Source organism: Paenibacillus xylanilyticus, from assembly GCF_013359935.1.
Taxonomy (GTDB): domain Bacteria; phylum Bacillota; class Bacilli; order Paenibacillales; family Paenibacillaceae; genus Paenibacillus; species Paenibacillus xylanilyticus.
The window spans coordinates 22,172-49,107 of the sequence record NZ_JABMCB010000119.1; the positions used below are offsets into that span (position 1 = coordinate 22,172).

Consider the following 26,936-nt stretch of genomic DNA (forward strand, 5'->3'; position numbering starts at 1 on the left):
CTTCACGCATCCTTTATAATTCCGAGTTCTTTACTTATATCAGCCATCATTTTAGATAAGGGCCGTTTTCCGTACTCCTCCGGATTAGAGTAATTTGCCGTAATTGCTCTCTGGAGATTTTCTCTTGAACCGAACAAATCTCTAAATTCACTCCACAATTGATCTTGGTATTCATCGGTGTATATTTCTTTTTTGATCAACAGTTCTTGTACATTATCACTGTGAAGCTGATATAATTCCTGCAACTTCAAGTTATCTATATTACTCTGAAGTTTTCTGCTTACTCCAAGCTTTAACTTAACTTTTATATCTTTAGTATTGTTCAGATAATTCGGACCAACTAGATCAAATGAAAATTTAATCAGTTGATCTGTAGTCACACTATCGTCGTAAGGTGAATATGAGAAATTCTCCATTTTCTTAGCATGATTACAACTAGAGCAAACGGGAACAAGATTATAAAATGATACAGATAGTATGGGATAAGAACTTTTATTTATAAAATGATCAAATTGCGCACTCGTCTTTTCCTCACTCGAATTGATATAGTTTCGATTACAGTATGGGCATACCGTAACACCTAGCGAATGAACAAATGATATACGATCAATATTGGACGGATAGACTGTTTTTGTCAGATAATTTCTTAATTCATTCTCCATAGTGACACTATTTTTATCAATATAGTCTTTAATTTCTAGCAACTTATCCAGATTGCTGTAATAACAGATTTAAATGAATCATTATCTTCTGATTTTAAGCCAGGAAAAAGCTGGTTCATATCTAAATTTGTATCACACCATTTGTTCAATTTATCAATTCTATTTTTATAACACTTTCTCATCAGTTGGTTATAATAATTTTGCACAATAGATTTTCTGAATTCCTTGTCCTTCCTCATAAAATCAAGCATTATCATAATATTCCCCCTTGATCCGTTATATCATTCGGTTCCAGTTAACAATACCTAATAGTGCTGCAACATCATCACTGGAGTATCCCTCATTATACTTATTGATTGCAAATGTATTTCTCAGAATTCTCGGGTAAACTTGAAAACCAATCTCTTTGCTTATCTTAGAGAAAATGAATTGGATCACCCTTTGTGACAAGGGTTTACTATTGTGATTAGTAAATAAGTATGGAGATTCATCAAACCTGTTCTTTTTCATTTCTATATATTTAACAATGAAATGGGCATCTTCGTTATAAATGGCCACATCTCTTCGCTTCTCATTTATTATTGAAATAATGAGACGATCTCTAGCTTGTGCAATGTCATCTAGCTTCAGATACTGCAGCTCACGGCCTGTCAGTCCACCTGACAAGCAAAGCGTCAATAGCCCCCGATCACGATATGCTTTGAATACTTTAGTTATAGGGATATCAACAAGCCAGTTTCTTAAGTTAGTTTGCTCTGAAGGTGTAAGGACAATAGTTTCTGAAGCGTTTTTCTTTAATCTCTTTATTTTACTAGCCGGATCCGTCCCAGCTAAATACCCTTGACTCCATAGAAAATCAAAATATGAATGAAGTATCGAGATCTTTTTATCAATAGTACCTACGCTTTTATCAATTCTTTCTGTTTCTAAATAACTCACAATAGCAGGCCGAGAAATTTGCATATATTCAGTTGTTGGATAATTTTTATTGAACCATGCCATAAAGCTATGAATTTCATCAGAATATGATCTTATGGTTAGCTGCTTTTTCTTATTTGATTGAAGGTAATCTACATACTCTTGCTCTTTATAAAACGACACAACCTCACCTCCGTTGCTTTAATTTTATATCCTCTGAAGGATTTAAGCGAACAAAAAATAGCCATAATGTCATTATTACATGACATTATGGCTATTTCATGTTTGCATCCTCTCGCTTCTTATCATCATTTGAGTTTAGGGCAGAATCCAAGCTAAGGTAATTCTTACCCACTCGCAGTGTTTCAGCCAAACTATATTAAACTTCCGAAAAGTGATTCTGCATTCCAGGCTATTTTCCTCCTCGTTTTCTCATCCGAAAAAACGTGCTGAAGAGCAGCATCTAATACCTGATCTCTTAATCCAGGAGGACCCACAACAGATAGAATAAGGACGTTAAATATATCTCTTTTGTTCACTTTATGTTGGCTGCAAATGGACTCATGTTTATCCCAGTCAGCTTTACTTAACGATAAAACATTTTTGATCTCAATCTCTGAAAGAGAAATCCGTAGGTTTCTAAGCAAATAAGCCAACTTTAATATCGCTTCACCGGTATGAGATCGATCCTGGTAGAGCTCATTCAACTTATTATGTAACCATTCTAATTCACAACTTAAGTAGTCCATCTGCTTAAGTACCAAACGTTCTCTTTCAATCCATTTTATCGATAGGACAACATCATCGATTAATTCAGCCAGAGTAATACTGTACATCTTTATGATGATGAGGGCTTGTGCACAAGTTTTCCGCTGTCCCCTTCTTCGCTCCAGATCATTCAATTCATTTAGATGTGGCTCATATTCAATTTTTCGATAACAATATGATAGCATCAATCTTTGAAGCTGCTTAAGCTTGTTAAACCTTTTATCGGGTATGAATTCTAGCGAATTCGTAACGCCCTCTTCCATACGACAATTCTCCCTATAAATAAAGTATCACTTGAAATATTAACTTAATAATACTACATTTAATTTGGTTGTAAATCAAAATATACATCTAATTTGTATTTTGAATACAGTTAAAGGAGTGAATATTTTATGATACTTATCATTGCTGAAAAACCGGACATGGGAAGAAAAATAGCAACAGCCTTGGGAGGGTTTAAACAAGAACAAGGATATCTTAAAAGTGAGCACTATTACATTACCTGGGCTTTTGGACATCTGGTTAGCCTCGCTGAACCAGAAGATTATGAAGAACGCTTCAAAATGTGGAACTTTGATGATCTCCCCATTGTACCTAAGCAATTTAGACTAGTGCCGAACAAAGATACTCAAAAACAACTTTCGTTAATTAAAAAACTAGCTTTATCTTCATCACGTATTATTAACTGTACAGATGCTGGCCGAGAAGGTGAAGCGATTTTTAGATACATCTATGAATACCTTGAACTTAGACTCCCCTTTCAACGCTTATGGATCTCATCACTGACAAAAGAGGCTATCACCCAAGGGTTCCGAAATCTTAAAGATGGTTCAGAGTATGATAACTTGTATAAAGCGGCGAGATCTCGATCTACATCAGATTGGCTAATTGGAATGAATGGAACAAGAGCATTTACTACGAAGTTTGGGGGGTCCAAAAATGTGATTAGTATTGGACGCGTACAAACTCCTGTATTGGCTATGATTTATGACCGTCATCAAGAAATCACTATGTTCAAAAGCAGAACTTATTACACGGTTGTTGTAGAGTTGCAGCAGCAACAAGTAAATTATTCTGGAACACTACACATTGATGAACCTATAACGGAAAAATTAACGGTTGATAAGATTGCTCAGACTGTACAAGGAAAGATTGCCAAAACGATAAGCTACGAATCCAAAGAAGCTCTAGAGAAACCTCCCCTACTCTATGATCTGGGCTTGCTCCAAACTGAGGCGAACAAGAAATTTGGTTATACAGCTAAACAGACAGCTGATATTGCACAGCAGCTTTACGAACAATTAGAGGCCATAAGTTACCCACGTACAACATCTAATTATGTTGCTGCAGACAACTTGGCTGTCATGCATGAAATCTTTGATCTTTTTAAAAATAGTAATTATAGTTCATTCACTATTAACGGGGATAAATGTTATGTAAACCCAGAAAACAAAAACCTTTGTCGCCCCGACAAGATCGAAGATCATCATGCTATTTTTCCAACTGAGAAGATTCCACATGATCTAACAAAGGATCAAGAAAATATCTATTCATTAATTGTGAAAAGATTTTTGACTCACTTTTATCCACCTGCAAAGTATAAACTCCATCGTATACTTAGCATCGTAGATCAATTTGAATTTAAAACAAACATCAAAGAACTAATCTCTCTTGGATGGAAAATCATTAATGAAGAAAAAAATAATAACAAAAACACCGAAGATAAAGGAGATAAATCTACCGAAGATTATGATCTACGATCTAATTTTGCATTTAATGAGGATGAATTAGCTGTATGTACCAAAGCGAACAGCAAAACAATAGAAACTAAACCTCCAGGTTACTACACGGAGGGAAGTCTAATTGATGCCATGAAAAAGGCCGGGAAGCATATCACTAATGCAGAGTTAAAGTCGGAAATGAGCTATATACAGTTGGGTACACCAGCCACCAGAACTGAGATCATTGAAAATCTAAAAAGAAAGCAATATATCATAGTTGATGGAAAGAAACTTAAACCTACAGACAAAGGCAATACTCTCGTTGAAATGCTTCGTAATCTCGGTTTAAATGTGCTAACCAGCCCAGAGATGACTGCTAAATGGGAACAACGTTTAAGTGAAATAGCAGTAGGCTCAGCATCAGATATAGCCTTCTCACAAGTTGTCGTTAAATTTACGGAAAAGATTATATCTTGCTTAAAAAATGGTACATCTACGATTAGCCAGGCTAAATTTATGAATACAATTGGTAACTGCCCCAAATGCAAAAATCAAAGTATTATTGCCGAAAGATTCGCATATCTTTGCACGTCTACGGAATGCGACTTTAAAATCAATTCAATGCAATATGGTAAGGAGTTAACCTCCAAAAATATCAGTGACCTTCTCACCTCTGGTAAAACCAACACTATTTCTTTCAAAAACAAATCGGGAAAAGTCTATAAAGCTAAGTTAATGCTAGATGCTGCTTCTATGAATGGAAAGCTCACCTTAGAATTTGTTAATAAGAATATAAAAAGATAGCGATATATTGTTAGATATACGTGTAGATCAAAGAAGATTAGGTTGATCAATCGTTACGAAGACGTAGATAAATTTCTACGAATTAAGAAGATCAAATCATCCATAATCTTCATTTAAAATTTATTCAAGATTAACAACAATCCATCCGTAGATATTTAATCTTCTGTAAAATATTAAATCATTGAGCTAATCACTTTTTATTCATTTTATGATTAGATCGTAGACTAACGCAGATCAAAGTCACATTATTTAAATGTAGCCGTAGAGAATCCATCTAATTATACCAGAGATTTCGGTCTACACATCTTTTCTTCATAATATATACCCTTCAACTGATCGTAGACCGTAGTTTACGTTAGATCTGTGTATAAAATTCTAGCGTAGATACAGTCTTCGTTATCCAATGCGCTGTTTTCCTCATTCAAGCCGTAGAAATGTTATCTACGGCTCCTTTTTTATTGGATTCTTCCGTAGATTTTCATCTTTTCTAACAATTTAGACTTTAATCGTAAACCAACGTAGATTTAAGTGAATAAACTAGACGTGGACGTAGTCTTTGATATAAAATTGTAAAGCAGAGCTTACATAAGCCCACAGGAACGGCTCTATAGTCTATTCTCAGTAGGGTAGGAGGGGATTATATGACTGATACTAACGAGCAGCACAATAGCACAACCGCTAACCAATCACGGAATATAGAAGAGGTTGGTCCTAGTGAGGAAATTAAATCATACTTTGAACAATCGGATATTCTATACAAATACGTAAACCATGAAAAATTCGAAATGGTAAGCACAGATATTCTTCAATTGGACCGTACAGCACGGTATTCTACGTCCAAAGTAGCTGAGATACTCAAATCATATGATTTTCTAAAATCTCCAACAGGGGACCATCAGATCGATGATGCCCGTTTGCGTTGGTGGCTAAACGCGAAACGAGAGGATAATCTTATTGATTACTTGAACGTACAAAAGACCGGGAATACATGGACTTGGGATGTATATGCGATTATTAGAGCAAAGATCGTTGCTACTTTGAGATACTGTAATAAATACTCTCAGAAAGACATTAAAGTGATGACTACTGGAATATCAACGGTTTCCGCTGCCAGAATGTCTCCAGACACTATTGTTTCTATGATAAACTCTGGCGAGATCTATAATATTTCAAGTTTAGATACACTCAAAAGTGCATTCCTAGCCTACATTGACCATAATGAAAAAAGATTTGAAAGTGATATTGCTGAAGGTATTGAATTCATTGGTGAACAATTCAAGGAAATATCTGAAGAACACAAAGTACAACTCGAGAAGCAAGGGGAGCTTTCGGTAACCCAGGAGAGGTTGGTTCAAGAACAGGAAAAACTTGCTTCACAACAAGCTGAGCTTGATGAGAGAACAACTAAACAACAAGAGCTTATTCAAAGAAACCTTGACCTAGAGTTTAAGCTTAAACAACAGCAAATGAAGAGGTTGTTAAGGCTAGAAGCTATAGAACACTGGAAGAGTAGGGGAGCCCTAAAAAATCTCTTTTCTAGTGAGAAAGATAAAGAAGCGTTTATCCAGTCTTACATTGATAACGGGCTGCAAGAGTTTCCCTTAAATGAAAGTGCAGCAACATTAGAAAGTGGAAATGAATAAGACAAAAAAGGTGGCTCTTAAAGAGCCACCTTTTACTTTCTATTTTAGAGGTCTAAATCATCAAGATCACTTAAATCAGCAAGTGCAGCTGGTTTGTCTTCAGTGTCTCGTTCATCCAGATCATCAAGAGTCAGGAGTCCTCCTTGATTTGTATTAGTCGAAGTATTAGTTGAGAAAAAGTCATTATAGTCGCTCAAACCAGCAGCAGTCTGTTCTCTTGCTCGTTTTTGCTCCTCCTCAATCACTTGCCATTCCTCACGCTCATGTTTTAGTTCCTCAATACGGAGTGGAGGATCTGAAACTACTGCTAAACCATACAAAAGAATCTCATTATATAGACGATCGTTTTTCGAGATTGCATGATTAACCCGAGTATTTAGAATCTCTGAAGTATCTCTGTAAATGTCATCTGCAATTTGTGGGGAAATCTTACGGTTATTCGGGTAGATAACTGCAATTGCACCTGTCAGCACATTATTTAGTCTATAGTTTGCAAGGACTTCATTACGTTTAAATAAGTTCTCAATCTCAGCTTTGTAAATTACGTCATCACTGAGTGGAATCGATCGTTTAGATACTGATAACCATCCAGGCGTAGACCAAGTAGATAACAATTCAGTTTTATCGTAGACAGATCTACCTTCCAGAAGAGGAAGAGCAGCTGTATCGTAAAGTGTTGAGGCAACAACCATATTTGTGTAAGATCGAGCATCGACACCCTGAACTCGCTCTCCATTTTCATAGTAATCTTTTAGTTTCTCGTTATCGATTACAAGAGCCGCGCCCATTTTCCCTTTAGCCATGAGATCCTGTATAACATAAATGCCTGCTAATGCATTATCTCTAAACGCAACCCCACGCTCATCAGTAGAAGGAAGGGAGCAAATAACACCTAAAGGAATTTTCCCACCTGGCAGCTGTTTTCTTTCCCTAACCTTGGACAAGATCTCCATAATAACTTTGAGGGCCCCATTTCCACTACCTCCACCTAAAGAAACAGTTACCCATACGAAATCGGCTAATTGAACATCAGGTTGTATTGCAACTTGCTTGTATAAATCAATGTTCTCTTTAGCTATTTCAAAGCCAAGTTTTGCATTTTTATCCGTACCTTCGAGCCCGACTAAACGTTTAGAAGGTGTTTCAATCCTTCTATCATCAGGAATAAGGTTTTTATGTTCGTTTAAATCACTTTTTGAACTATTGAAAAGATAAGTAGGGTGACCGCAACGCGACAATTCTGCAGCCATCCGACCACCACCTTGACCTAACCCGATAATAACTTGGTTTGGAAGTCGATCTATTTCGTTCAAAATGCTTTCAGAAAAGACATAAGGAGAGATCATTCTCCGTAGATGCCCCAGATTATTCACATCAATTTTGCTCATCTGTTTATTCCTTTCTTTCACTCATATTTTTTCGTTCTTTAATTACTAATCCCAGCAATTGCTTCCCTCTATTAGTTAAATAATAAGGAGCCATAGTTCCGACTTTTCCACGTTTAATGAATCCCTGCGCTTCCAATACAGTTAATGCAGAATCAATGAAGAATCTACGATCACGATAATCATCTATCCTCGTCTTAATAAATCCTTTGTTCTCTTTATTCGTAACTGCAATCAGTAAGAATATATCTATTGCAAAATCATTTAGCTTGCTACGAAAGAACGAAAGGGTTCTTTCCGAGAAGAGCAAATCGTCGTATTCATCTAGCTGATCCTCTGCATGTTCTCCGTTGTATTTCAGATTGATCACCTCACTCAATACCTTTTGAGAGGATTATATTGCTAATTATAGTGGACACTATTGGAAGATGTAAAGAAAAATATAGTTACACAATTATGTGACACTATTATGCGACATATAAATAACTTTCTATGAAAAACTAAAAAAACCTTATATGATAAGGCTTTTTAGATCAGTATGTAGTAACACTATTGTGTTACACAATAGTGTTACTACTTAAAACAAGAACAAATGATCTGTATTTCACTAAATAAGCATGATTATGTAAACTAAATCGTTATTTATACCGAATTTTAGGTAGTTTAACTTTCTGTTTCTTATATCTCATTTAAATTCATAATTATCTACGTATCTACGACTAAAAATAAAACTACGCTTCAAGCTCTAACTTAAATATCTACTTCTCTAACGATGCGCTGCTCATTCCTTCAATATATCTATTCATCTAATCAGATGATTATGATTATTCATAGAACAAAACCGATCTATTTGAGATCGGTCAAGCTCCAATACACTTTGTAGTGTTCAAGGTAGCGTTTTCTTATCTTTGATTAAATCAATCAATTCCTTTAAGGTCCGATCCAACGTATCAAACTTTTCCTTAATGTTGTCCATAAGATACTTCAATAGCATAAACGTGATTACTACAGGGAATCCAAAACTAGGAACTAGCTCGATGAATTTTTCAATCTCCATTTATTCACCTCCTTCTCATAAATATAGGTAATAAAGAACGGTAGTTTACAACTTTTAACTGGAAGAAAATCGGAGATTCCAATATAATTAAATAAGAACATTTGTTCCTACAATTCATATTTTTGGTTGTTATTGCGTTCTTATTTTTACCTATATAGTGAGGTGAGATAATTGGAGATGACAAAAGAACAATGTAGATCCGAGCTAAAGAAGATGGCTTGGAGACTTCAGTACAGGTCTAAGGTGACAGCTAACAAGGAATTTGGGATGGTGTTTGATATCACAACAATCGATTCTTTTGAAAATGATTCTATTTCAAGAATCCATGTGGAGGAGATATTTGCTCTCATTCCATCAGACGTAGGAAAGAAAGTAATTCATGATGTTTACCTTTGTGGCAAGTCAGAAAAAGAGGTTTCTGCAGACCTTCAAATTTCACAACAAGGAGTAAATAAATGGAAAAAGAAGACGTTAAGCTTTCTATCGACGAAATTGAGTTCATGAATCTTGTTCAAAGATCTAGGAAAGGTGATCAAGCAGCTTTTATGGCTATACTCGATATGTTTGAGGAGGAGATGGAGCAGATGGCAAAATATATACGAATGCCAAAGGAGGATGTGATGCAATCACTGCGTTTAGGCTTACTTGAATTAATTATAAATCACACCACAGATAATAACCCAAAGAATGAGTGAAAGGAGGGAGGAGGGCACTTTGAATAGCTGTGCAAAAAATTGTATAGCTTTAATCATTTTTAGCTTACATATATCTATCGTGTTCTCATTCATATGGCCTTATCAACGACGAAAGTAGCCTTCCCAGTTCGGGAATAGCTACTTTTTTATTTTTTAATCTATAGATTCTTTGAAACTCTTATACATTTCATAGATACCAATAACAGCAAACAGCAAGATGATCGCAATGAACCATGTGGGAACAGATACAGCGTTTCCACTACCAAATGCTAGACCAACGTTCTTCATTTTGTGTCACCTCCTTTCGTAATTACCAATGAATAATCACTAACTATTTCTGACCAATGATTATTTACAAACCATTTTATCCCTGAACGCATCTCAATATTGCAAATCAAGAGTAGCAAAATTATACGAGTCATGTTGAGTTTATAATTGCCTGTATTTGATGGCCATTGAATTCCAAGATCACCAAGGGATGCTCCAGCTGTTCGCATCATATGAATGATGGAATACGATTCTCGAAAGTCTTCTTCATTTGTATTTAGAATCTGCTTTTTCCAGTCCATTCTCTGTAACCAACCATTTACAGTGCTTTGAATAATCTCGCTCATAGGCTTCCCATCAATTTCGTCTTGAAACATAATTCCTTTTGAGCTGCTGAGCTTTTCAATATGTTCCATAGAGATATTTCTATCACTGAGGGCACGAGCCAGATTACTTCCATCCCAAAGCATTTCTACCTTAGCTGCATGTTCATCTTGTAATTCTTTTTGTTCAGAGTTCGACGGCCTTCCGGTTTTGCTTCGTTTCCTAACATCTTGTGAAGCGAACAAATCTATAAAGTCTCCGTAACTATTATCTTGGCTGTATTTTGTGATTTCATTGAAAGCAGTTTGTACATCCTCATAGAAGCTAAGGAGCCTTATCTTCAATTTTCCCCAATCCACATCGTAACCTTCCCAGAATAATACAAAGATTAGATCTTTTTGATTTTTACTAATTCCTTCTTGTTTAAGTTCGTTTATATGTTGAATTGTATCTAAATCCGCGTGATTGAAGTACTTCCTCGCTCCTTTGCCCCTGCCATCGCCGGTCCAGGAACCATGTAGAAATCCTAATTCTAAATATCTATCCAGCAACTTTGGAGTTAAGTGAATGCCCTGCTCATTCGCTTGAGATATCATTGTCTTTTTGGTGAGTAACATATTTAACCGACCTCCTGTTATAGAGTTTATCGGCAGCGGGATTCCAAAACAATTGGTCAAAAGGGGGGAAGTGAAAATATTGTTCTTCATCTGATAAATATGAGGTCATGATATACTCTGTAATAAGAAGGACTTTTAAAAGTGAAGTGAGGACGGTAGATGGACAATTATGACAAGCATGCCGAAGTTTTAAACACGCTGGTGTACACCTTAAATAGTGGTGTGAAGGGTTCTATTGAATTATCTAAGTCACAACTAGAAGAGTGGGAAGAGTGTTATAAGTCTAACAAAAGATTTGTGATTGAATCCGGAAAATATGTGTTTGGTCTCAATCCAAATCTTGTAGCTGATTTTAAATGTCTTCGTGCACAAAGCATTGAAACGAGCTCCGTACATATAATTCAGACACATATTGAGGAAGCAGAAAAAGAATTAGAAGAGGACCCCTTGATATCTTTTAAGATAGTTTGTAAATGCAGCGCTACATACTTAACGCCATCACGAAAGAGTAGAAGGAAGTCCAATTGTAAGTATTGTCAAAGTCCAGTATTTGTTGATTACTCAAGTGGAATTATTGAAACACATTATGGGAATGGGCTCCTTATGACTAATACTAAATACGTAGATAAAAATGCAGCCCGACCAGAAGGTTATGATGATTTGAAGAGAACATACTCAGGGTCGAGGAGAGAAGAGATACGTGTTTAATGGTTTATAAAGAGAGGTATGGAAGGGGATCTAGTGAGAGATGTTTTTCACACCACTATCTAAAAAAAATATCAAAAAGAAACAATCAATTTTTCACCTATCTGATTTTCTGAAGTTTTAATGCTCTGGGCCCTGAGATTACTTTTGAAATTCATTTTAATATTGGTAACTCTATACTCCAAGTTCATATTCCATCCTAGTGAATATTTAAAACAGCAGGGGACACCCCTGCTGTTTTTCTGTTGCAAAAATCTCGTTTAATCAATTGCAACTAAAGACCAGTTCCCGTCAGCATCCGTTGCATAATAATAGGTAAGTGCGACGTCATCAATGGATGTCTCTCTAGCTAACTCAGCGTCAACCTCCACTAGAATCTGATTTTTTGTTGTGTCTTCTTGTACATTCCCGATATCTGTAAATCTATAGTTTCCTATGACACCTAAATAGGCATCGCCTGTGTCTGGAGTTTTAAATGTAGCTCGAAAAACATCTTCATCACCATTTACCTGGGCTTCAAGGGTCTTTTTAAGACCTTCCTTGATCTGCTCATTCAACAGTGGATTATCAACATTCTCAAAATCAATAAAAACTCCTTTCCTAAAGATATCATTTGAGTTGGGATTATTGGTACTGGATTGTTGATCTTCGCTTTTCACATCCTCCTGTTTAACGTTTTGGACAGTCTCTGGTTGCTCTTCATTAGTAGTGTTTCCACAAGCAGAAACAAAGACAAGAACACCTAAGGCGACAAACAATAATTTCAATTTACTTTTCATGAAATGATCCCTCTTTTCTACGATGTAAAAATTGGTTATATAAGTAAACAACGTTACCAACCCTAAAATGTTGCATAAAAAAAGAAACCGACTAAGATAGCCGGCTTCCTTCTTCTATTAATTAACGTAGTGCAATCATTTGATACACCTTACGGGGGGTTGCATCTGAACCACTATAAGAGCTATTTTGAACTTTATATTGTGAAGATCCGCTGCCATCCAACAAAATACCATCAACTAAAGTACCATTACCAATTTTCTCTAAAATAGCAGCACGGAATTTAGCTGCCGTTGTACCCGTATCCGTGACAATCAGCCAAATGTTTTTAGTGTTGTTATATACCATTGCACTGCGGTTGACATTACCGTCAGGGTTTTGGATATTTTCTTTTGTCGCTTGAGTTTTCCAAGCAGATTCAGAACTACCGAGCTTCAAACTTATCCCACCTTGTGCCCAGTAACTGTTACGATTGCCCAACGCCAGTTCAGATGTCGACTGTACCACCTGCACAGAGAGCTCTTCGTATTTAGCATCCCAAACCATTGTGCCACGAGCATAACTTTCATTCATTGCACCGCCTGTACCTTGTCCACTAGCGGTTGCCACTGAGATACCGTTGTTAACCGCAATTTGTAGCAATTTACTGCCGTAAAAGTAACCACCGTTTATACCATAAGAGGATTGAGCAGGTACTGAAGAAGCCCCGATCCATTTGATATAGACTTCTTTTGGACTCGTTTTGATTGCATACAGCTTTACACCGTTTGATGCTGTAACTGTAGAGAATGTATATGCCATTGTAAATTGCTCCTATATAGTTGATTTTTTATTGAGAGTACTAGGGGGAACCAACTAAGCTTCAGCCTTCCCTAGCTAAGAACTTGCTGCCGTCGTACCCTCTCATCTATAAAGGTAATTTTAGTTATAAAACAACAACCAATTTATCAATACATTTCGAATTTATATACATCTCTCATAAACACAAGATAGAAGAGGAGACGCTTTATAAGGAATTTCTCCAGTTCAGGCGAAATAGAGTGAGGGGGAGAACCTTCTTTTCCTTTGCAGGTCAACTACCTGCAAGAAAAATATCTCATACTACCCAGCAATCTTAAATAGGAAATCAATACTTCGTATGCTAAGGTTAGGGCGGAGGTTTTTGTCATGTTGAATCAACCAATCAAGCCTATGTTATTGCAGCCATTACCACCAAGTGGGATTAAAGAGGGCTGGAAATCTAGCATTAAATGGGACGGATTTAGAATATCCATTCACTACGACCATGGAAATGTCCGTGCCTACACTAGGCATGGGACTGAGGTAACTGAAAGGTTCCCTGAACTGCAGAAAATTAGCCTGTCGGCAAAGACAGCGATTTTGGATGGAGAATGCATTGCATTTGATGTCACTCAAGCAACTGACCAAACACCTAAAATTTGGTGGGATGATGCTATGGCACGTTTTCATACAAAAAAGGCTTCTGCGATCAAGCAAATTTCTAAAAGCTTAAAGGCACATTTCCCGATTTGGGATGTATTGTGGATAAATGGTCAATCCGTCATGTCAAAGACTTTTACTGAGCGGCGCGAAATCCTTCAAACTATATTGCCACCGTCAGATACTATATCTATTACACCTTTATTCGATGATGGAACGCAGCTCTTCCTCAACATAAAGCAACAGGGACTTGAAGGTATCGTACAATATAACAGCGATGCACCATATTATTTAGATTCTCGGCCCCAGGATGTCATTACAAAAATAAAAGCATATCAGTTTGCCATTTGCGATGTTGTTTCAATAAGGAAAAATCGATTTGGGTGGGGCTTACAAATGAATGATAAGTATGTAGGTCTTCTTGAATTCCCACCACAAAGAGCCCTGATACAGCAATTTCATTCTATTAAGAAGAACCTTGTACGAAGTGAAACTAAGGATTGGATATATCTAGAGCCTTTGATTAGCTGCAGAATCAAATTTCAGTGTTTCACAAAGTATGGTAATCTAAGATCACCAACACTAGTTGAATTCTTTCCTACAAGTTCTGTTTCAAAAGAGCATATGTTAGCTAAGTAACGTAAGTTATATAACCCGTAGCTTGTTCATCAAGTTAAATATAAAATGGATCTACAGTGAATGTACTGGAGATCCATTTTTTTATGTCCATTTAAGTTTTCTTTTAAGGTGACTAGCATGATTCTCCACCTGATGCACAGGTGTAGTGAAATTCAGCAAACAGCTCAATCAATTGTGTAGATGGACCACATACCTTCATTATTCATCCGAATGGCATACATCATTTTAACTTCCTCAATCGTATTTGTATTCTTATCAAAACGTTCCCCAAGGACTGTAACATGCACTTGGTTTTGGATTGATTCACTTTTTTCAATGCTTTCTATTGCCGAAAAATGATATTGGAATTCTTCACTATAATACCCCTCCATAGCCTCGGCTAATTTTTCAGTGACGAATCCGGACCGATACTGATCGTGGTCATGTTCAATTAGTCCTTCTAAATTAAGTTTAAGAACATCTAGAAGGGGGAATTCATCTTCCGTTAGGGAAGATTCCGCCTCTTTAAAATCAATATCATTACCAGAATTAAATTTAGTTGAAGACTCCGTTTTTGCGTCAGGATTTTTAGCAGTATCAGGTACAGAATTCTGAGTTGTATTCGTCGTGTTCGGCGGTTCTTCAGTTGGTGAGTTTGTGTCACCACACGCCGTAAGAAGAATAAATGAAGTTAGCAGCGCTGTTAATGCAATAGATTTCAGCATGATATCCCACCTTTATAAAATTCATATAGATAAAGACGTTACATTGTTGGGAAAAGTTACAAATTATTTTTAGTAAATGAATAGGAAAAAGGGAAATCAACATGCGATTTCCCTTTGAAAAAATCGAAGTATTTAGGACCAAGTTGCCCCGTTCACTGTGATGATACTGTATACAAGACGAGGTCCACCAGAAGTGTAGTTAGTACCATCTGGTTTTTTGGCACGAATTTGTGCAGCCGTACTGCCATCCAGCATAATAGCATCTGTACATCCAAGAGACTTCATAATACCCCTTGCTTCTAAAGGCGTACAATCAGTAGCCTTACTCATCACTGCCAAAACAATTTTACCACCTTTATACCCGATGGCAGCACGTTTGTTGTTTCCAAAGTCAACTCCGCCTTTTTCATCTTTCACCAGGTTATTGAATGCAGTTTCACTTGAAACCGTTTCTTGAAGTTTGAGACTAATGCCTCCGATAGCCCATTCAATCCAACTAGCAGGGGTGGATAGGTCAGCTAATTTGTTAATCACGAATACGTTTGCTACTCGGGAAGTACCAGCGTTTGGCCTCGAACAAACCAGCGTGCCACGTTTATAGGTTGCATTTGTAGAAGCATAGTTCCTTACCGGACTACCTCCTTTAGAAACTGCAATGCCGTGGACATAACCAGTACTGTCATCAAAGAAAGTACCATTAATACCATACTTAGTGGATGCGGTCAAGTTTTTACCGCCTAAGTCCTCAATTTGGATCGTAGACATATCCGCTTCGATGTAATCCACCGTAATTCCATTCCATGTGGTTTGTCTGTATTTTGCATCAGCCATTTATATCATCCTTTTCCCTATAATTTTTTAATGAGGTGAACTCGTGGGAATCAACTAGATGATCGCCATTCCCGGGCAATCCCTGTTGCCGATTTCCTTCTCACTGATATAGGTAAAATGGAAAGTCATCATACAACCGATACAATAACAAATCGAAACTGGATAGATAATTATCAAACTATATTAAGTTCTAGGCTTAAGCCTTTACAAACGATTAAAATCACTTTCAACACTAAAATTCCGCACCCATATACCCTTGGTTTTACTTTCCCTAAAGGATGATACACTTAATTATAGAACAACAGAAGGGGGGGCTAAAAGATGAGAACGTTCACTAACTAAATACTCATGAAAGAAATACATAAGGAGGCTTTAAATATGAAACCATTCGATCAAATTTGGAATGCAATTAGCAAGTACCAGGATTCAAGTTTTCATCAACTGAGAGGCAAGGCGTTTACATATAAATTGATCCGTAATTCGGTTATACCGAACACAACGAACATTACAATACCTAGAAGTCATTTCGAAAAGGCTTGGGGGCGTATGCCGGTAACTGGACCAGGAGCACTTCAAGATCTTAGGGGGCCATCTTACTTATTTGCAATCCTATCCGATTCTCGCATTTTTGCTTCGTTGAATGATCGAGGTGAGGGCAGTAACATGGAGTTTAAAGCAGGTTATGCTAAAGGTAGAATGGATGAGGCTGAGGCTACCTTGCGAAATTTGTACATTATTCTTGATGAGATGAAAGAGCCTCTTCATCAAGCAAATCATATATTAACTTGTATACGTGACCTAGAAAAACTAACAGGTAAAGATCGCGATTTCTTTGATTCTGAAGAAAATGCATTCGAGTAATTTAAAAGCATTTTAAGGAGTGTAACTTATGAAGAAATGTCCATTCTGCGAAGTATTAATTAAGGTTAGATAAAATATAGTAAGATTGATGAATTTTCAGACAAGCATCAGTATATGATAATCCAGAGTAACGTGTCGATATGTTCTCCTTCGATCCTCTCCATATATCCTAAATAAATTCCTTTAACTCAAACGCTAAGGCCCTATAACGGGGCTATTTTTATTTTATCGATGAGCAATTAAACATCTTTTAAACTAGTAATTTAGATTGTTATTTTTTGTCGTACAAAACATACGTAGATTACTCTCTAAAGAGTTTTAATCTCAATAAGTACTATAGAGTGCTATTCCGTTAAAGTAGCTTAGAATTTGCGTTTATAGCTAATAGGAGAGTCTTTTAAGGATAGAGTGACAATCCACTAATTGAAATTGGCTAATATTCAATTCAGCCACTTTAGGTAGTCTATTTATATGGAATTGGGACTAAAGACATAGTAAGATTGAGAGGAAACCAGAAAAGGGAGTTGGTAGCAGTGCAGGTTCAAGTTTTTGAAATATCAAATGATACGCCGGCAATGATTCATGAAGACGATATTTTATATGTGACTATCAATATAGTGGAAGGATATCGTGTTAAGACAAAAGAAGGCAAGTACTTCAATTTCCCCACCGCCAAATTTTTTATGGGGCATATTCCTTTCGTCCAAGTAGATCGAAACCTCTTAGTAAATAAAACTAATGTAGTTAGCATCGAAGGAGCAACCATGAAGTTAACGAATGGAGAAGAACTTAAAGGATCCCACTCGAGGCAGGTTCAAATAAATGAACTGCTCTCCATATAAAACCTAGCTTACCTAGCCATCTTTAAGAAAGCTAGGTTTAAAAAAGGGGGGTATAAGATGCATAATCACGGTACAGGCCACTAAGGTATACATAACTCCACCATCCCATTCTCCTTGTATTACTAAGAGGGGGGTGGGGTAGCCACTCTCTTAATGATTCTTTACTCTTGCTTAATAAAAAACAAATGAGAATTCGAGAGAAATAGGAATATTCCGATCATGTTCAAGAAAGTAGGGGACGAAGATTATTCAGCACAATGGATCCATTTTGAAACAACAGCTAAAGGTCATTGTTAGTTTATTAACTATATTGTTGGTATTAGCCGGCTGCTCGTCAAAAAATACGGTTGTAGACTTTGTCGTAGATAAAGAGATAGATTACTCTAATGGGAAAGTTAGGATTGTTGGGAGAACTAATATCCCAGATAACATGGAGTTGATTCTTTCTTTAAATGGTAACAAGTTTGAATATTCTGCTCAAGACAAAGTTGTTGTCATAAACGGGGAATTTCAAAGTGGATGGTTTTCAAACAATGGTCATGGGTTAGATGCCGACGACTATAATTTGATGATTACCTCACGTCCTGCGAGTGTACAGCCAGGACAAGTACAGGAGAAGATCGGCCTACTAGGAGAAAACCTTTCTGGAGATCTTGTTGTATCAGAGCTTGGTTTTGGAAATAAGATAAAATATACATATGAATTCAGTTTGAAACGTGGACAAGAAGTTTCAAAAAATAATGAAGAATCAGTAGAAGAAGACTTAACAGAAGATGGAGCAATTTGGGACCTGATCAATGGATACCTTGCTACAGGTCAATATATGGAGGTAAGTAAGCTTATTAAATCTATGACCAACCCTAGTAATGACCTTCAAATGATGTACTTGCTGGCCATGTATCATGTGTACGGTCAGGATGGTGAAGATGAGAAAGCTTTGAAGTCCTTAAATCAAATTCCAAGTAGTTACACGGGAAGAAATGAGGATCTTGTTTTCTACTACAAATACACTCATAAGGCTTATGAACAAAATGGCCAAAACTCTTCTCTCAGTTTTAACGATTACGTTAAATTGTATAGAAAGAACAGAATTACTCCGGAGTCCTTTGCTTATTATAACGATGAGCAAATCCAAAGTAGTTCACGTCCGACTTCAAATACTTCAACAACTACACATTCGAATGATGCTGACTACAACATCTATGGTGAGTATCAGCCAGTTGAGTCAATGACTCCCGATGAAATGAGAGCTGAACTCGAGGCAATTTTAGAACAAAGTCTTCCCTCTAATTAATTTTATACAATACGGTGCAGCGCCCCCTTAACCTTATACCCTTCCTGGACCATCAGGAAGGGTAAGGTATCTAATAAATGATTTATTATCTTGAATACTCAATTAGATACATACAAACCATTTGGCCATTCGTCCAGGTAAGATACTGGAATACTGTTTAGTGAATACTGATTTGTTTATATTATAGTTACTTTATTCCTTATTTTAGAAAAAAGTAGTTGTGGTTGGATAAGTTCTTTTTTAGAATAAAGATAGTTGAAGTTATGAGGTGGGGGATTGTATGAAAAGAACCGGTATGAAGAGATCATTGGATCGGCTTGGAAGAATTGTCCTGCCAAAGGAAATGCGAGATACTATGCAGATTGACATTGGTGACCCGCTCGAATTTTTTATTGAGGGGAAGGAACTTATTCTAAGAAAGTACAAATCTACAATGTGTGTGTTTTGTGGTTATTTTGCAGCCGAGACGTATTATAAGGAGCAGTTTGTCTGCAGTACCTGTGCTACTCAGTTAAAACATCCAGATAAATCTTCTGAATGGTTCTTACCAGAATCCGAGTATTCTCCTACGCCTGGTGAGAAGGTAATCTCTGAATCAATACCTGCATCAACAACTCAATTGGACGACAGTGCTACCAACAATTATTCAGACGTACGCCCTAAAACGGCCCGTTTACTTCAACAACTGAAAGAAACTATGGAGCAGCATCCTGGCTTAGCTCAAAATCAGATCGCACTCAAGTTAGGGATCAGTCAAGGACGGGTCTCCCAATTAAAAAAAATGCTTCCTTAAATGAGAAAACCATAATTTTTATATCCATAAAGTCGCCCTGCAGCGGCTTTTTTTGTTTTCAATATTACAATACAGGGATATAAAGCTTTATTTAGGACAGGCCGCAAGCAGACATGTATATATTGCTGAATTTGAGTAAAGAAATAAGGAGGATAGGTATTAGCTAGAAAGGAGGCCACCACAATGAATCTTAATATATATAATCAAGACAAACGATACCCCTTAGCAATAGCTGAGGTAGGCTGTTTTAACACGGGTGTATATGTCCTTTCTGAAGACTATTCTAATATACTAGGGATCCCTTGGTTAACCATAATTAAGGACTCCTACAGCGATTATGTTCTTGGTTTACATCTATCACTTGAAACTCCAAACATTAAAACAATGGCTTTGGCATTCGTCAATATGATTGAGAAAAAAGATTGGATCAAACAATTTCCTAAAATTGTGTACGAATGGGATGCTCACGGTATCCCAGAGACTATCATTTGTCCCAAGAAATACGATATATCCCCGTTATGTAACGCTATGAATATTGCTTTGGACAATACCATTTCCATGAGAATGAATAACTGGGGAAAAACCTTAAAGGATGATTTATTCTCTCGCCTACAAGGGAACATTCACCTGACTAAGAATGACAAACGGTTTAAGCCTGAGAAAGGGGCAATTTATACACTAGATACCTTGAAACAGATCATGGTCGTGTATATGCTTGGCGTCCATCATAATTGTTGGCAGACAGCTGCGTACGGAGTACCCAAGGAAAAATTCCTCAAGGGGATCAGCCACTATCCATTAAAGGAACCTACCGATCCTTTATGGAGAGAGAGATTACGACTCTGGACTGACTGTTAGCTCAATGCCTGTTCCAGTTTTACTCTGCACAATTTGGTCTGGAGGTTTTCTATTATCGGGGTTGAAAGGACAAAAAGAAAACAACTTACGTTCTCTTATAGAGAGAATGTAAGCTGTTGGACGGTCTTAACACTGTTTCCTGAAGTGAGTAGAAGTTTGGAAGGTCTGATCTCTAGAAAAATAGATCCAGATTCGTCCTCATGTAGTTTGTAACCATCGAGGAGGGAAATCTCCATCATATTCTCACACGCTTCCTCCACGATTTGTTTCTTCTTGGCTGGTCTATTTGCTTTTGACCCCATTAGGAGGGCAATCTCATCCAAAGGCCACCTTGTGATCCCCTGAGCCACTTGTGCAGGTAAAAAGAGATATAGGTTCTGCGCAGTGCCTGTCTTTAAATCTTCTAGAATGGCTAAACTCAAGTAAGCAATAGCACCTGATTGTAACGAACGGTAGACAGCATCAGAGAACATTATTTTGAATGTCTCGTTGCGGTCACGCCGTCCAATTGCCTGTAAGATATTGATTCGGTCTAAAGAATCAATCAACCCTTTATCATGATAATAGGTGAATTCAAACTTGCTATCTTGAAGAACCTCAAGGGACTGCCAGATCTCTAAATACGTCTTTCCACCAGTATCACGATTCATGGCCTTAGCAAGAGAATAAATGGTGAACTCGAACTCTTTTTGTTTCCCACTTTCTTCCCAAAGTTTATGAATTCCTATTAAGACCTTTGCGTCTTGGAGGGTCAGTTCCTTTTTAGCTGGATGATAAATCTTAGTTCTTCTGTTGTCGCGGACCAGTGTATCTCCAGTTTCCGAAGCGGGTGCTACCGTCCTTGATGTTGATATTGAACTGATCGCACTCTCTGAGAAGATATGTCCATAGGGATGAGAAGGCTTATTGTAATAGGTAGCTCGTCTGATTACCTGGGATTGTTCCCAAATCTTTTGTTTTATTTGATGTTTAAAGATTTCCTTGTTTATCTGGTCCTTTTCTTCATCAGTGAGTTGGTGTTCCTGAACGAGTCGTTTGGCTAGTTGCAGTTCACCGGTTCCTTCATTTTGTATATGTTTTAGAGCAACTTCCTTTGATTTCGTCTTCAATTGGTCAGCTGCCTTGATAATGAGTTCTTGGACCTTAGGATCTTCAGCAGGTAGATCTAGCGCTGTTATTTTACCAACCCATTGTTCAATATTAATTCTCCGAGGGGGCATTTGATAACAGCTCCTTTCTTATATACTCGTTAATGTCTATGAATATAGAATACCATAGCTTTAAATATTGAGTATAAAATTGATCGAAATGTTCTTTCATCCCCGTCATTTTGTCCTTTCAACCCCGATATAACGTTCTTTCATCCCCGATGTTTTATTCAATCTGTTTATATGTATAGACTATTGCTTATCGTTGCTAGTCAATCACAGTTTTCCGTATTTGTATTAGAATATATGGTTAGTGGTACACGACCAAAATGCCCGTTCATTGAAGGAGAACTTCGCCAGCAATCGGTAGCGTTCAGTGACGTAGATCCTTCTAGAACGGGCAGAGGAAAGTAGTAATCTATCCTAATTGAATTAGGGTTTCACCAATTTGAATTCGCACAGATCCAGTGTCGCCTATTGTAGATACAAGAGCTTTCAAATCAATTTCTATACTCTCTGTAGGTGGGCTACTTACTTTTTCTTTAGTCAACGTTAGAATATGTTGTGAAATCGATCTACCAAAGGATTCATAGGACTGTAAATTCAACCTGATATCAAGCAATTCTTTTGTTAATGGTATAGCCATATTTTTCACCATCACTTTTCTGGGTAACATTCCACAATTTCTCTCTCCGTATACACTGGATAAGTTTCCCATACAAAGGTGCAAGACTAATTTGGACTTTCCTGGCCAAGTGTTACCTTACAGATAAATTATTGATATAACGTAGATAAAGGAAAAAAGTGGAGCTGACAAAAACGTCCTTTCAACCCCGATAAATGGTAGGTTGTCCTTTCAACCCCGATATTTTAGCGTACTTTCATCCCCGATACTAAAAAAAATCTTTAAAAGTTAACTTTGTTTTTCAACCCCGTCATAACGTTCTTTCAACCCCGATAGGTTGTTCTTTCATCCCCGACTTTACGTCCTTTCAACCCCGATAATCCAATAATGTCCTTTCAACCCCGATATCTTGACTCACTAATTAGCAAAAAATACAATGGCGATAAGGCTAAATTAGTAGTTTATGCCACAAGACAAAAAGATATACCTAAAAAAAAAGCTCCCTAAGGGAGCAGGCCTCATGGCCAATTGGTAAAAGCATTTAATTCACTCGCTATCTAGAGGTGCGAACTCTTGACAGCAATTAAAAACGAAACCGCAGGTAACTGTTTCTGGAAAAAACAGATATCCTGGGGGCGTGTTAAAGTCGCTTAAATACAACATTAACATGCCGGTTCCCTTATTATACGGAAGAAAAGCTTCAAATTCAAGGGGATTGGCATGAACGAACTCTAAGGAGGAATATTCATGCTATCTAATTTTATTTCATCTGAACAGCAATTGATTAAGGGTTTACGAGGGGTATTTGATAACTCTGATCTTAAAACATATGAAAAAATGATAATGATTGTGATAAAAGTCTATCAAGCTGAGCATGAGCATGTTTTCCCAGATTACGATACGATCGCCGCAGCAGGAGGGATGTCTAAACGCAAAGCCCAATACGTTGTTAAGGATCTGGTTAGTAGGAATTTAATTGAAAAAAAAGCTCGTTTTAAAGAGGTAGTAGGACATCCTGTCAAACAGACTTCTAATCAATATGCCGAGACCAACACTTCACAAGTTGATTATGAATTTAAATCAACAACACAGAAAGATGCATATCGTGCACTCAATAATGCACAGCATGCGTCTGAAGCTGATTTTTCACATGCACAGCATGCACCCTATAAAGAAGGTTTTATTAATCAAGATTCTTTAGATCTTTATCCTTTAACAGATCTTGAAGAAGAAGAAGATACACCACCTATGCGCGAACACGTACCTGAACTGGCACAATATGCACGATATGCAGACGTGGTAGAAAAAATGATAAAGTTTCAAGGAACAGGGGCGATCTGTTTCCATCAAGAGGAATTTTTAACATGCTGCAAATTGTTTAATCTTCCACCTCGATTGATCTCTGAACTATACCCATCTATCGAGAGCAGCATACAAAAGTACCATTTTGATTCGATATATAGAGCATTAAAAAAGTTCGCGGAACGTTTAATAAATAACAAGATTGATAATCCAATCGCCTGGTTTAAGTCTACCTTTAGCAATGAAGACTTGAAGGTGAGATCAGAGATAGAATTAATGAAGATCGGACAAGTCTCTTAACCTCCTGGAGAACATCTCTAATCTTACTTACTGACTATGAAAATTATTTCTGAACTCATAATGTTGACACCCTGTGAGTCGTATACTAGGGTAGTGCAGATATAATTTCTTATCAATAATTTGGAGCTGAATATAAGTGAATGTTATCCTCAAAACGCTCTCAAAGAACATCATTAAGATGATTTTTCATAGTAGGAGCTGAGGAATTGATATACGGAGATAGTCAGGTATTAGAGAACGATTTTCATAACAAATTGGGTGATATCTACCCCCATTCCCTTTTAAGATATCTTTCAGGAATAGGCAATCTTATGAATGATTCGACTTCCTTACCTGTTTCATGGGAGTTTTGTTTAGATATTACGGGGACAAGCCATTTTATTCTAAAACACCGGGGGAGACACTATCATAACCTCGAAGAACACAGTTTTTCAGGACACTGTAATGAACTGGTTGGTTGGTCTATTAATATTAAAAAAATTTGGATTACATCCACAATTTCAGAAGGCCTGTCAGAAGTACTTTACTGTAAAACACCAGAGTTTATTTTCGAAAAAAGAGAAGTAGAAGGTATCCAGCCTTCTAAAGCAATAGCTCATATTACAAATTTCGATTTTTTGGGTCTTGAAAAAACAGAAACTAATGGTGGTTTTATTTTAGATAAGTTCTCCGTAGATCTGAAGCGATTAGCATTAGAATTTAAATTGACGGAGAATTCTAATGAGATTAAGAAACTCATTGATACTAAAAGGATTAATCACGGGGTATTATCATATATTACTGTAGTGCCTTACGAAAGCCACTCATTGGAGGAAATAAAGAAAGAGATAGGCTCTATAACTTCTTTCCTAAGTTCAGTAACCTTAACAACTAATTATCCACAAAAAATCGAATACTATGATGACAACAATGACATAGTAAGATTCGATGTTATGGATACAACTAAATTAAGCTTCAATAATGAAGCTATTATTGATAACTTTCTAACATGGAGAGGACTTAAGCATCTATTTGAATCTTCGTATCTGAAGTATAGAGAACTAGAAGACTCCTTAAAGTTAAATGAGTTTACGAACAGAATTGTAGATATACAAAATCAAACATTTATTGATAATAAACTGGCACAGTTAATTATGGCTTATGAATTCCTAATTTCAAACTATCTAGTTAGCCATGGTTTAAGTAGAGACAACTTAGAGGAAATGAACATTCAAAAGAAAATGACATCGCTTAATACGCAGCTTCGTTTTATACCTAGAGAGTTATTGAATGATGATTTGAGAAAAGTCAGAAACCCGTTATTCCATACAGGTGCAATTCCATTTATGGAGGGTAATGATCTCTACAATTTTTATACTGAGTATAACGATTTGCTTATGAGAATTTACCTAAGGATCATTGGATATGATGGGGAATACATTTCAAGGAAAGATTATAAACCAGTACAAGTATAATAATGAGTGTAGAGCAACTTCATTCTTGGTATTGGCATTCATAAAATAAGTCTCATTAACTTAATATGTAGCTCTTCATCTGAAGGAGCTTGGCTCAAATTTACTACTATCCTGGATATGCATCATGAAACAACGAGAAAGTTCACTTCGTAGTTAAAACTGATGAATGCTTTAGGAATGCGATAGTCTAATGAATAGATTAAATGGCGGCTGGATAAAGAACAAAAATGTCTCACTTCAAAAGCCCTGTTGCAGATAAGCATCGTCTGTAAGGGCTTTTTGTATTGGAGAAATGCACGTATAATCGCATGTTCTTTGTTGTAATAAGTCAAAAAACTGATTATATAAATGGACATAATGTATATCAAACGATAAAATAATTGTATTTATTACAAATTGTAACAAATTATTGGTTGGATATGGTAGTATAGTTTTGTATAAAATCTGGAGGGGGTTAATATTTGTGGTAAAATGGACTAAGCTAAGCAGTAAGTATTTCGTTTTATTTGTATTCGCAATCGTATCATTCTATGTACCAACCGGTAAAGTTGATGCCGCCTTAGGTTCATACCAAAAAAAGCAACCTGTTTATGACGTAAAGACTGCTGGATTGAACATACGTAGCGGAACGGGGACTTCCTATCCAATAATAGCTCAAGTGAGTCAAGGTACAGACTTAGTTGACTATTGTCCAGACGGCGTATGCTCCAACACTACTGCTGACAGCCAGGCGTGGAAACGTGTATATTATCCAAACGCAAGTATTGGATATTATGCTAACGCTGCTCTAGGTTACGCTGCATGGTACAACACAGTTGGCAATAGAACTTTCAATTATCATTATACTTATGTAGCTAAAACGAGCAGATGGACTCAAATGTTCTCAAGTGATTGTAGTAATATGAGTGGCGTCATGAAGGGTTTGAATGAAAACTACTACCTACAATCCTTTGACTCTGAATTGCATGCTTCCACATGTAACCCAAATGCTTGGAGAGTGCAAGATTTTCAGGCAGGTTCTAACTCAACAGGATATTTTGATAGTGGATATGTAAATGGCTGGAACTTAAAAGCTGAATAAAGCGTTATAAATGTAGCGAAAAAAGGAGGAGTCCCCTATGAAGAAAAAGACATTGGCTTCATTACTTACATTACCGCTGGCAGCTGTCGCTGTAAGTGGCTATATGTACCTCAATCAACCAACGATAGTTAGTGCTCAGAGTGATGTTCTAAGTGCTGCCAATAAGGCAACACAAGGTAAGGTGGAATACATCAAAGAAACCATGGAAGACGGGTCCTACATCATTCGCTACCGTGATCGTGAGAACCTCACTGAAATCACGGAGGAATACCGGGACAATCAACTTCATAATAAACTCGTCATTGAAGATGGCGGGAAGAAAATCACTTCATACGGACGTGATTTTGAAACAGGGAAGTTAGTGGGTAACACCTGGACTATGCCAGAGAATATCGCTGCAGAAAATGAAAAGTTACTGCAG

At 36.9% G+C, this 26,936-nt stretch carries 29 protein-coding genes and 1 pseudogene; 15 read left to right on the top strand and 15 right to left on the bottom strand.

All coding sequences use genetic code 11. The annotated features are described in order from the left end of the window. Positions 1-2 precede the first annotated feature (2 nt). The 4 genes from HP552_RS01430 to HP552_RS01445 all read right to left on the bottom strand — a co-directional run bounded on the left by HP552_RS01430 (position 3) and on the right by HP552_RS01445 (position 2,611). Positions 3-704 (bottom strand): HNH endonuclease, encoded by a 702-nt coding sequence (locus HP552_RS01430; RefSeq protein ID WP_175393933.1) that lies wholly within the window; start codon positions 702-704, stop codon positions 3-5. Next, positions 698-919, bottom strand: coding sequence for a hypothetical protein (locus HP552_RS01435; protein WP_175393934.1), 222 nt, complete (start codon positions 917-919; stop codon positions 698-700). Before HP552_RS01435 ends, HP552_RS01430 begins: the two co-directional genes overlap by 7 nt. A 19-nt stretch (positions 920-938) precedes the next feature. Continuing rightward, positions 939-1,763, bottom strand: coding sequence for a tyrosine-type recombinase/integrase (locus HP552_RS35295; RefSeq protein ID WP_175393935.1), 825 nt, complete (start codon positions 1,761-1,763; stop codon positions 939-941). Positions 1,764-1,954: 191 nt separating this feature from the next. Continuing rightward, complete coding sequence (locus HP552_RS01445; protein ID WP_175393936.1) at positions 1,955-2,611, bottom strand: hypothetical protein; 657 nt, start codon at positions 2,609-2,611, stop codon at positions 1,955-1,957. A gap of 129 nt (positions 2,612-2,740) precedes the next feature. Between HP552_RS01445 and HP552_RS01450 the strand changes: the two genes are divergently transcribed. Beyond that, a complete protein-coding gene (locus tag HP552_RS01450) occupies positions 2,741-4,873 on the top strand; it encodes a type IA DNA topoisomerase (RefSeq protein ID WP_175393937.1) in 2,133 nt (710 codons plus the stop codon). 641 nt (positions 4,874-5,514) lie between these two features. After that, on the top strand, positions 5,515-6,516 hold the full coding sequence (locus HP552_RS01455) for a hypothetical protein (protein WP_175393938.1): 1,002 nt from the start codon (positions 5,515-5,517) through the stop codon (positions 6,514-6,516). Positions 6,517-6,560: 44 nt separating this feature from the next. Here the strand turns inward: HP552_RS01455 and HP552_RS01460 are convergent, their stop codons facing one another. The 3 genes from HP552_RS01460 to HP552_RS01470 form a co-directional block, all read right to left on the bottom strand. Next, positions 6,561-7,904 (bottom strand): FtsZ/tubulin family protein, encoded by a 1,344-nt coding sequence (locus HP552_RS01460; RefSeq protein WP_024633650.1) that lies wholly within the window; start codon positions 7,902-7,904, stop codon positions 6,561-6,563. A 4-nt stretch (positions 7,905-7,908) separates the two neighbouring features. Next, the gene (locus HP552_RS01465; RefSeq protein WP_024633649.1) at positions 7,909-8,271 is read right to left on the bottom strand and encodes a hypothetical protein; all 363 of its coding nucleotides are present in this window, start codon (positions 8,269-8,271) and stop codon (positions 7,909-7,911) included. A 516-nt stretch (positions 8,272-8,787) separates the two neighbouring features. Then, positions 8,788-8,958 (bottom strand): hypothetical protein, encoded by a 171-nt coding sequence (locus HP552_RS01470; protein WP_161634274.1) that lies wholly within the window; start codon positions 8,956-8,958, stop codon positions 8,788-8,790. Positions 8,959-9,135: 177 nt separating this feature from the next. On the opposite strand from HP552_RS01470, the gene HP552_RS01475 reads away from it, so the two are divergent. After that, entirely contained in the window at positions 9,136-9,462 is a 327-nt protein-coding gene (locus HP552_RS01475) for a sigma-70 RNA polymerase sigma factor region 4 domain-containing protein (RefSeq protein ID WP_024634632.1), read from the top strand. Next, a complete protein-coding gene (locus HP552_RS01480; RefSeq protein WP_175393939.1) occupies positions 9,414-9,653 on the top strand; it encodes a helix-turn-helix domain-containing protein in 240 nt (79 codons plus the stop codon). The genes HP552_RS01475 and HP552_RS01480 overlap by 49 nt, the downstream gene beginning before the upstream one ends. A 153-nt stretch (positions 9,654-9,806) precedes the next feature. Here the strand turns inward: HP552_RS01480 and HP552_RS35300 are convergent, their stop codons facing one another. Together HP552_RS35300 and HP552_RS01485 are read right to left on the bottom strand one after the other, a co-directional pair. Beyond that, positions 9,807-9,941 (bottom strand): hypothetical protein, encoded by a 135-nt coding sequence (locus HP552_RS35300; RefSeq protein ID WP_281365994.1) that lies wholly within the window; start codon positions 9,939-9,941, stop codon positions 9,807-9,809. Further along, positions 9,938-10,861 carry a MerR family transcriptional regulator gene (locus HP552_RS01485; RefSeq protein ID WP_175393940.1) on the bottom strand — a complete coding sequence of 308 codons (924 nt, stop codon included), beginning with the start codon at positions 10,859-10,861 and terminating at the stop codon, positions 9,938-9,940. Before HP552_RS01485 ends, HP552_RS35300 begins: the two co-directional genes overlap by 4 nt. Positions 10,862-11,020: 159 nt before the next feature. On the opposite strand from HP552_RS01485, the gene HP552_RS01490 reads away from it, so the two are divergent. Continuing rightward, positions 11,021-11,569 carry a hypothetical protein gene (locus HP552_RS01490; RefSeq protein ID WP_175393941.1) on the top strand — a complete coding sequence of 183 codons (549 nt, stop codon included), beginning with the start codon at positions 11,021-11,023 and terminating at the stop codon, positions 11,567-11,569. Between the two features lie 257 nt (positions 11,570-11,826). On the opposite strand, the gene HP552_RS01495 is transcribed toward HP552_RS01490, so the two are convergent. Together HP552_RS01495 and HP552_RS01500 are read right to left on the bottom strand one after the other, a co-directional pair. Then, complete coding sequence (locus HP552_RS01495; RefSeq protein WP_175393942.1) at positions 11,827-12,345, bottom strand: hypothetical protein; 519 nt, start codon at positions 12,343-12,345, stop codon at positions 11,827-11,829. Positions 12,346-12,466: 121 nt separating this feature from the next. Continuing rightward, positions 12,467-13,144 carry a phosphodiester glycosidase family protein gene (locus HP552_RS01500; protein WP_175393943.1) on the bottom strand — a complete coding sequence of 226 codons (678 nt, stop codon included), beginning with the start codon at positions 13,142-13,144 and terminating at the stop codon, positions 12,467-12,469. A 366-nt stretch (positions 13,145-13,510) separates the two neighbouring features. Here HP552_RS01500 and HP552_RS01505 point away from each other — a divergent pair, with 366 nt between their 5' ends. Further along, on the top strand, positions 13,511-14,422 hold the full coding sequence (locus HP552_RS01505; protein WP_175393944.1) for an ATP-dependent DNA ligase: 912 nt from the start codon (positions 13,511-13,513) through the stop codon (positions 14,420-14,422). 164 nt (positions 14,423-14,586) lie between these two features. Here the strand turns inward: HP552_RS01505 and HP552_RS01510 are convergent, their stop codons facing one another. Together HP552_RS01510 and HP552_RS01515 are read right to left on the bottom strand one after the other, a co-directional pair. After that, positions 14,587-15,126, bottom strand: coding sequence for a hypothetical protein (locus tag HP552_RS01510; RefSeq protein ID WP_175393945.1), 540 nt, complete (start codon positions 15,124-15,126; stop codon positions 14,587-14,589). Between the two features lie 132 nt (positions 15,127-15,258). Further along, the gene (locus HP552_RS01515) at positions 15,259-15,957 is read right to left on the bottom strand and encodes a phosphodiester glycosidase family protein (protein WP_175393946.1); all 699 of its coding nucleotides are present in this window, start codon (positions 15,955-15,957) and stop codon (positions 15,259-15,261) included. 378 nt (positions 15,958-16,335) lie between these two features. On the opposite strand from HP552_RS01515, the gene HP552_RS34830 reads away from it, so the two are divergent. From HP552_RS34830 to HP552_RS01540, 5 genes are all read left to right on the top strand, one after another. Continuing rightward, a complete protein-coding gene (locus HP552_RS34830) occupies positions 16,336-16,818 on the top strand; it encodes a hypothetical protein (protein WP_246310718.1) in 483 nt (160 codons plus the stop codon). A 533-nt stretch (positions 16,819-17,351) separates the two neighbouring features. After that, on the top strand, positions 17,352-17,660 hold the full coding sequence (locus HP552_RS01525; protein WP_175393947.1) for a LytTR family transcriptional regulator DNA-binding domain-containing protein: 309 nt from the start codon (positions 17,352-17,354) through the stop codon (positions 17,658-17,660). A 268-nt stretch (positions 17,661-17,928) separates the two neighbouring features. Next, positions 17,929-18,954: a hypothetical protein gene (locus HP552_RS01530; RefSeq protein ID WP_175393948.1), complete on the top strand. Its 1,026-nt coding sequence runs from the start codon at positions 17,929-17,931 to the stop codon at positions 18,952-18,954. Between the two features lie 280 nt (positions 18,955-19,234). Continuing rightward, positions 19,235-19,747 carry an AbrB/MazE/SpoVT family DNA-binding domain-containing protein gene (locus HP552_RS01535; RefSeq protein WP_175393949.1) on the top strand — a complete coding sequence of 171 codons (513 nt, stop codon included), beginning with the start codon at positions 19,235-19,237 and terminating at the stop codon, positions 19,745-19,747. Positions 19,748-19,930: 183 nt separating this feature from the next. Continuing rightward, positions 19,931-20,605, top strand: a complete 675-nt coding sequence (locus HP552_RS01540) for a TnsB C-terminal domain-containing protein (RefSeq protein ID WP_175393950.1) — start codon at positions 19,931-19,933, stop codon at positions 20,603-20,605. 95 nt (positions 20,606-20,700) lie between these two features. Here the strand turns inward: HP552_RS01540 and HP552_RS01545 are convergent, their stop codons facing one another. Together HP552_RS01545 and HP552_RS01550 are read right to left on the bottom strand one after the other, a co-directional pair. Beyond that, positions 20,701-21,825 (bottom strand): replication initiator protein A, encoded by a 1,125-nt coding sequence (locus tag HP552_RS01545; RefSeq protein WP_024633635.1) that lies wholly within the window; start codon positions 21,823-21,825, stop codon positions 20,701-20,703. A gap of 346 nt (positions 21,826-22,171) precedes the next feature. Then, positions 22,172-22,429: a hypothetical protein gene (locus HP552_RS01550; protein WP_175393951.1), complete on the bottom strand. Its 258-nt coding sequence runs from the start codon at positions 22,427-22,429 to the stop codon at positions 22,172-22,174. A 696-nt stretch (positions 22,430-23,125) separates the two neighbouring features. On the opposite strand from HP552_RS01550, the gene HP552_RS01555 reads away from it, so the two are divergent. From HP552_RS01555 to HP552_RS01570, 4 genes and pseudogenes are all read left to right on the top strand, one after another. Further along, complete coding sequence (locus tag HP552_RS01555) at positions 23,126-23,980, top strand: helix-turn-helix domain-containing protein (RefSeq protein ID WP_175393952.1); 855 nt, start codon at positions 23,126-23,128, stop codon at positions 23,978-23,980. Between the two features lie 206 nt (positions 23,981-24,186). Further along, the gene (locus HP552_RS01560) at positions 24,187-25,434 is read left to right on the top strand and encodes a hypothetical protein (RefSeq protein WP_175393953.1); all 1,248 of its coding nucleotides are present in this window, start codon (positions 24,187-24,189) and stop codon (positions 25,432-25,434) included. Positions 25,435-25,897: 463 nt separating this feature from the next. Next, complete coding sequence (locus HP552_RS01565; protein ID WP_175393954.1) at positions 25,898-26,515, top strand: SH3 domain-containing protein; 618 nt, start codon at positions 25,898-25,900, stop codon at positions 26,513-26,515. Between the two features lie 37 nt (positions 26,516-26,552). Further along, positions 26,553-26,936, top strand: a pseudogene (locus HP552_RS01570) (hypothetical protein); the annotation flags it as partial.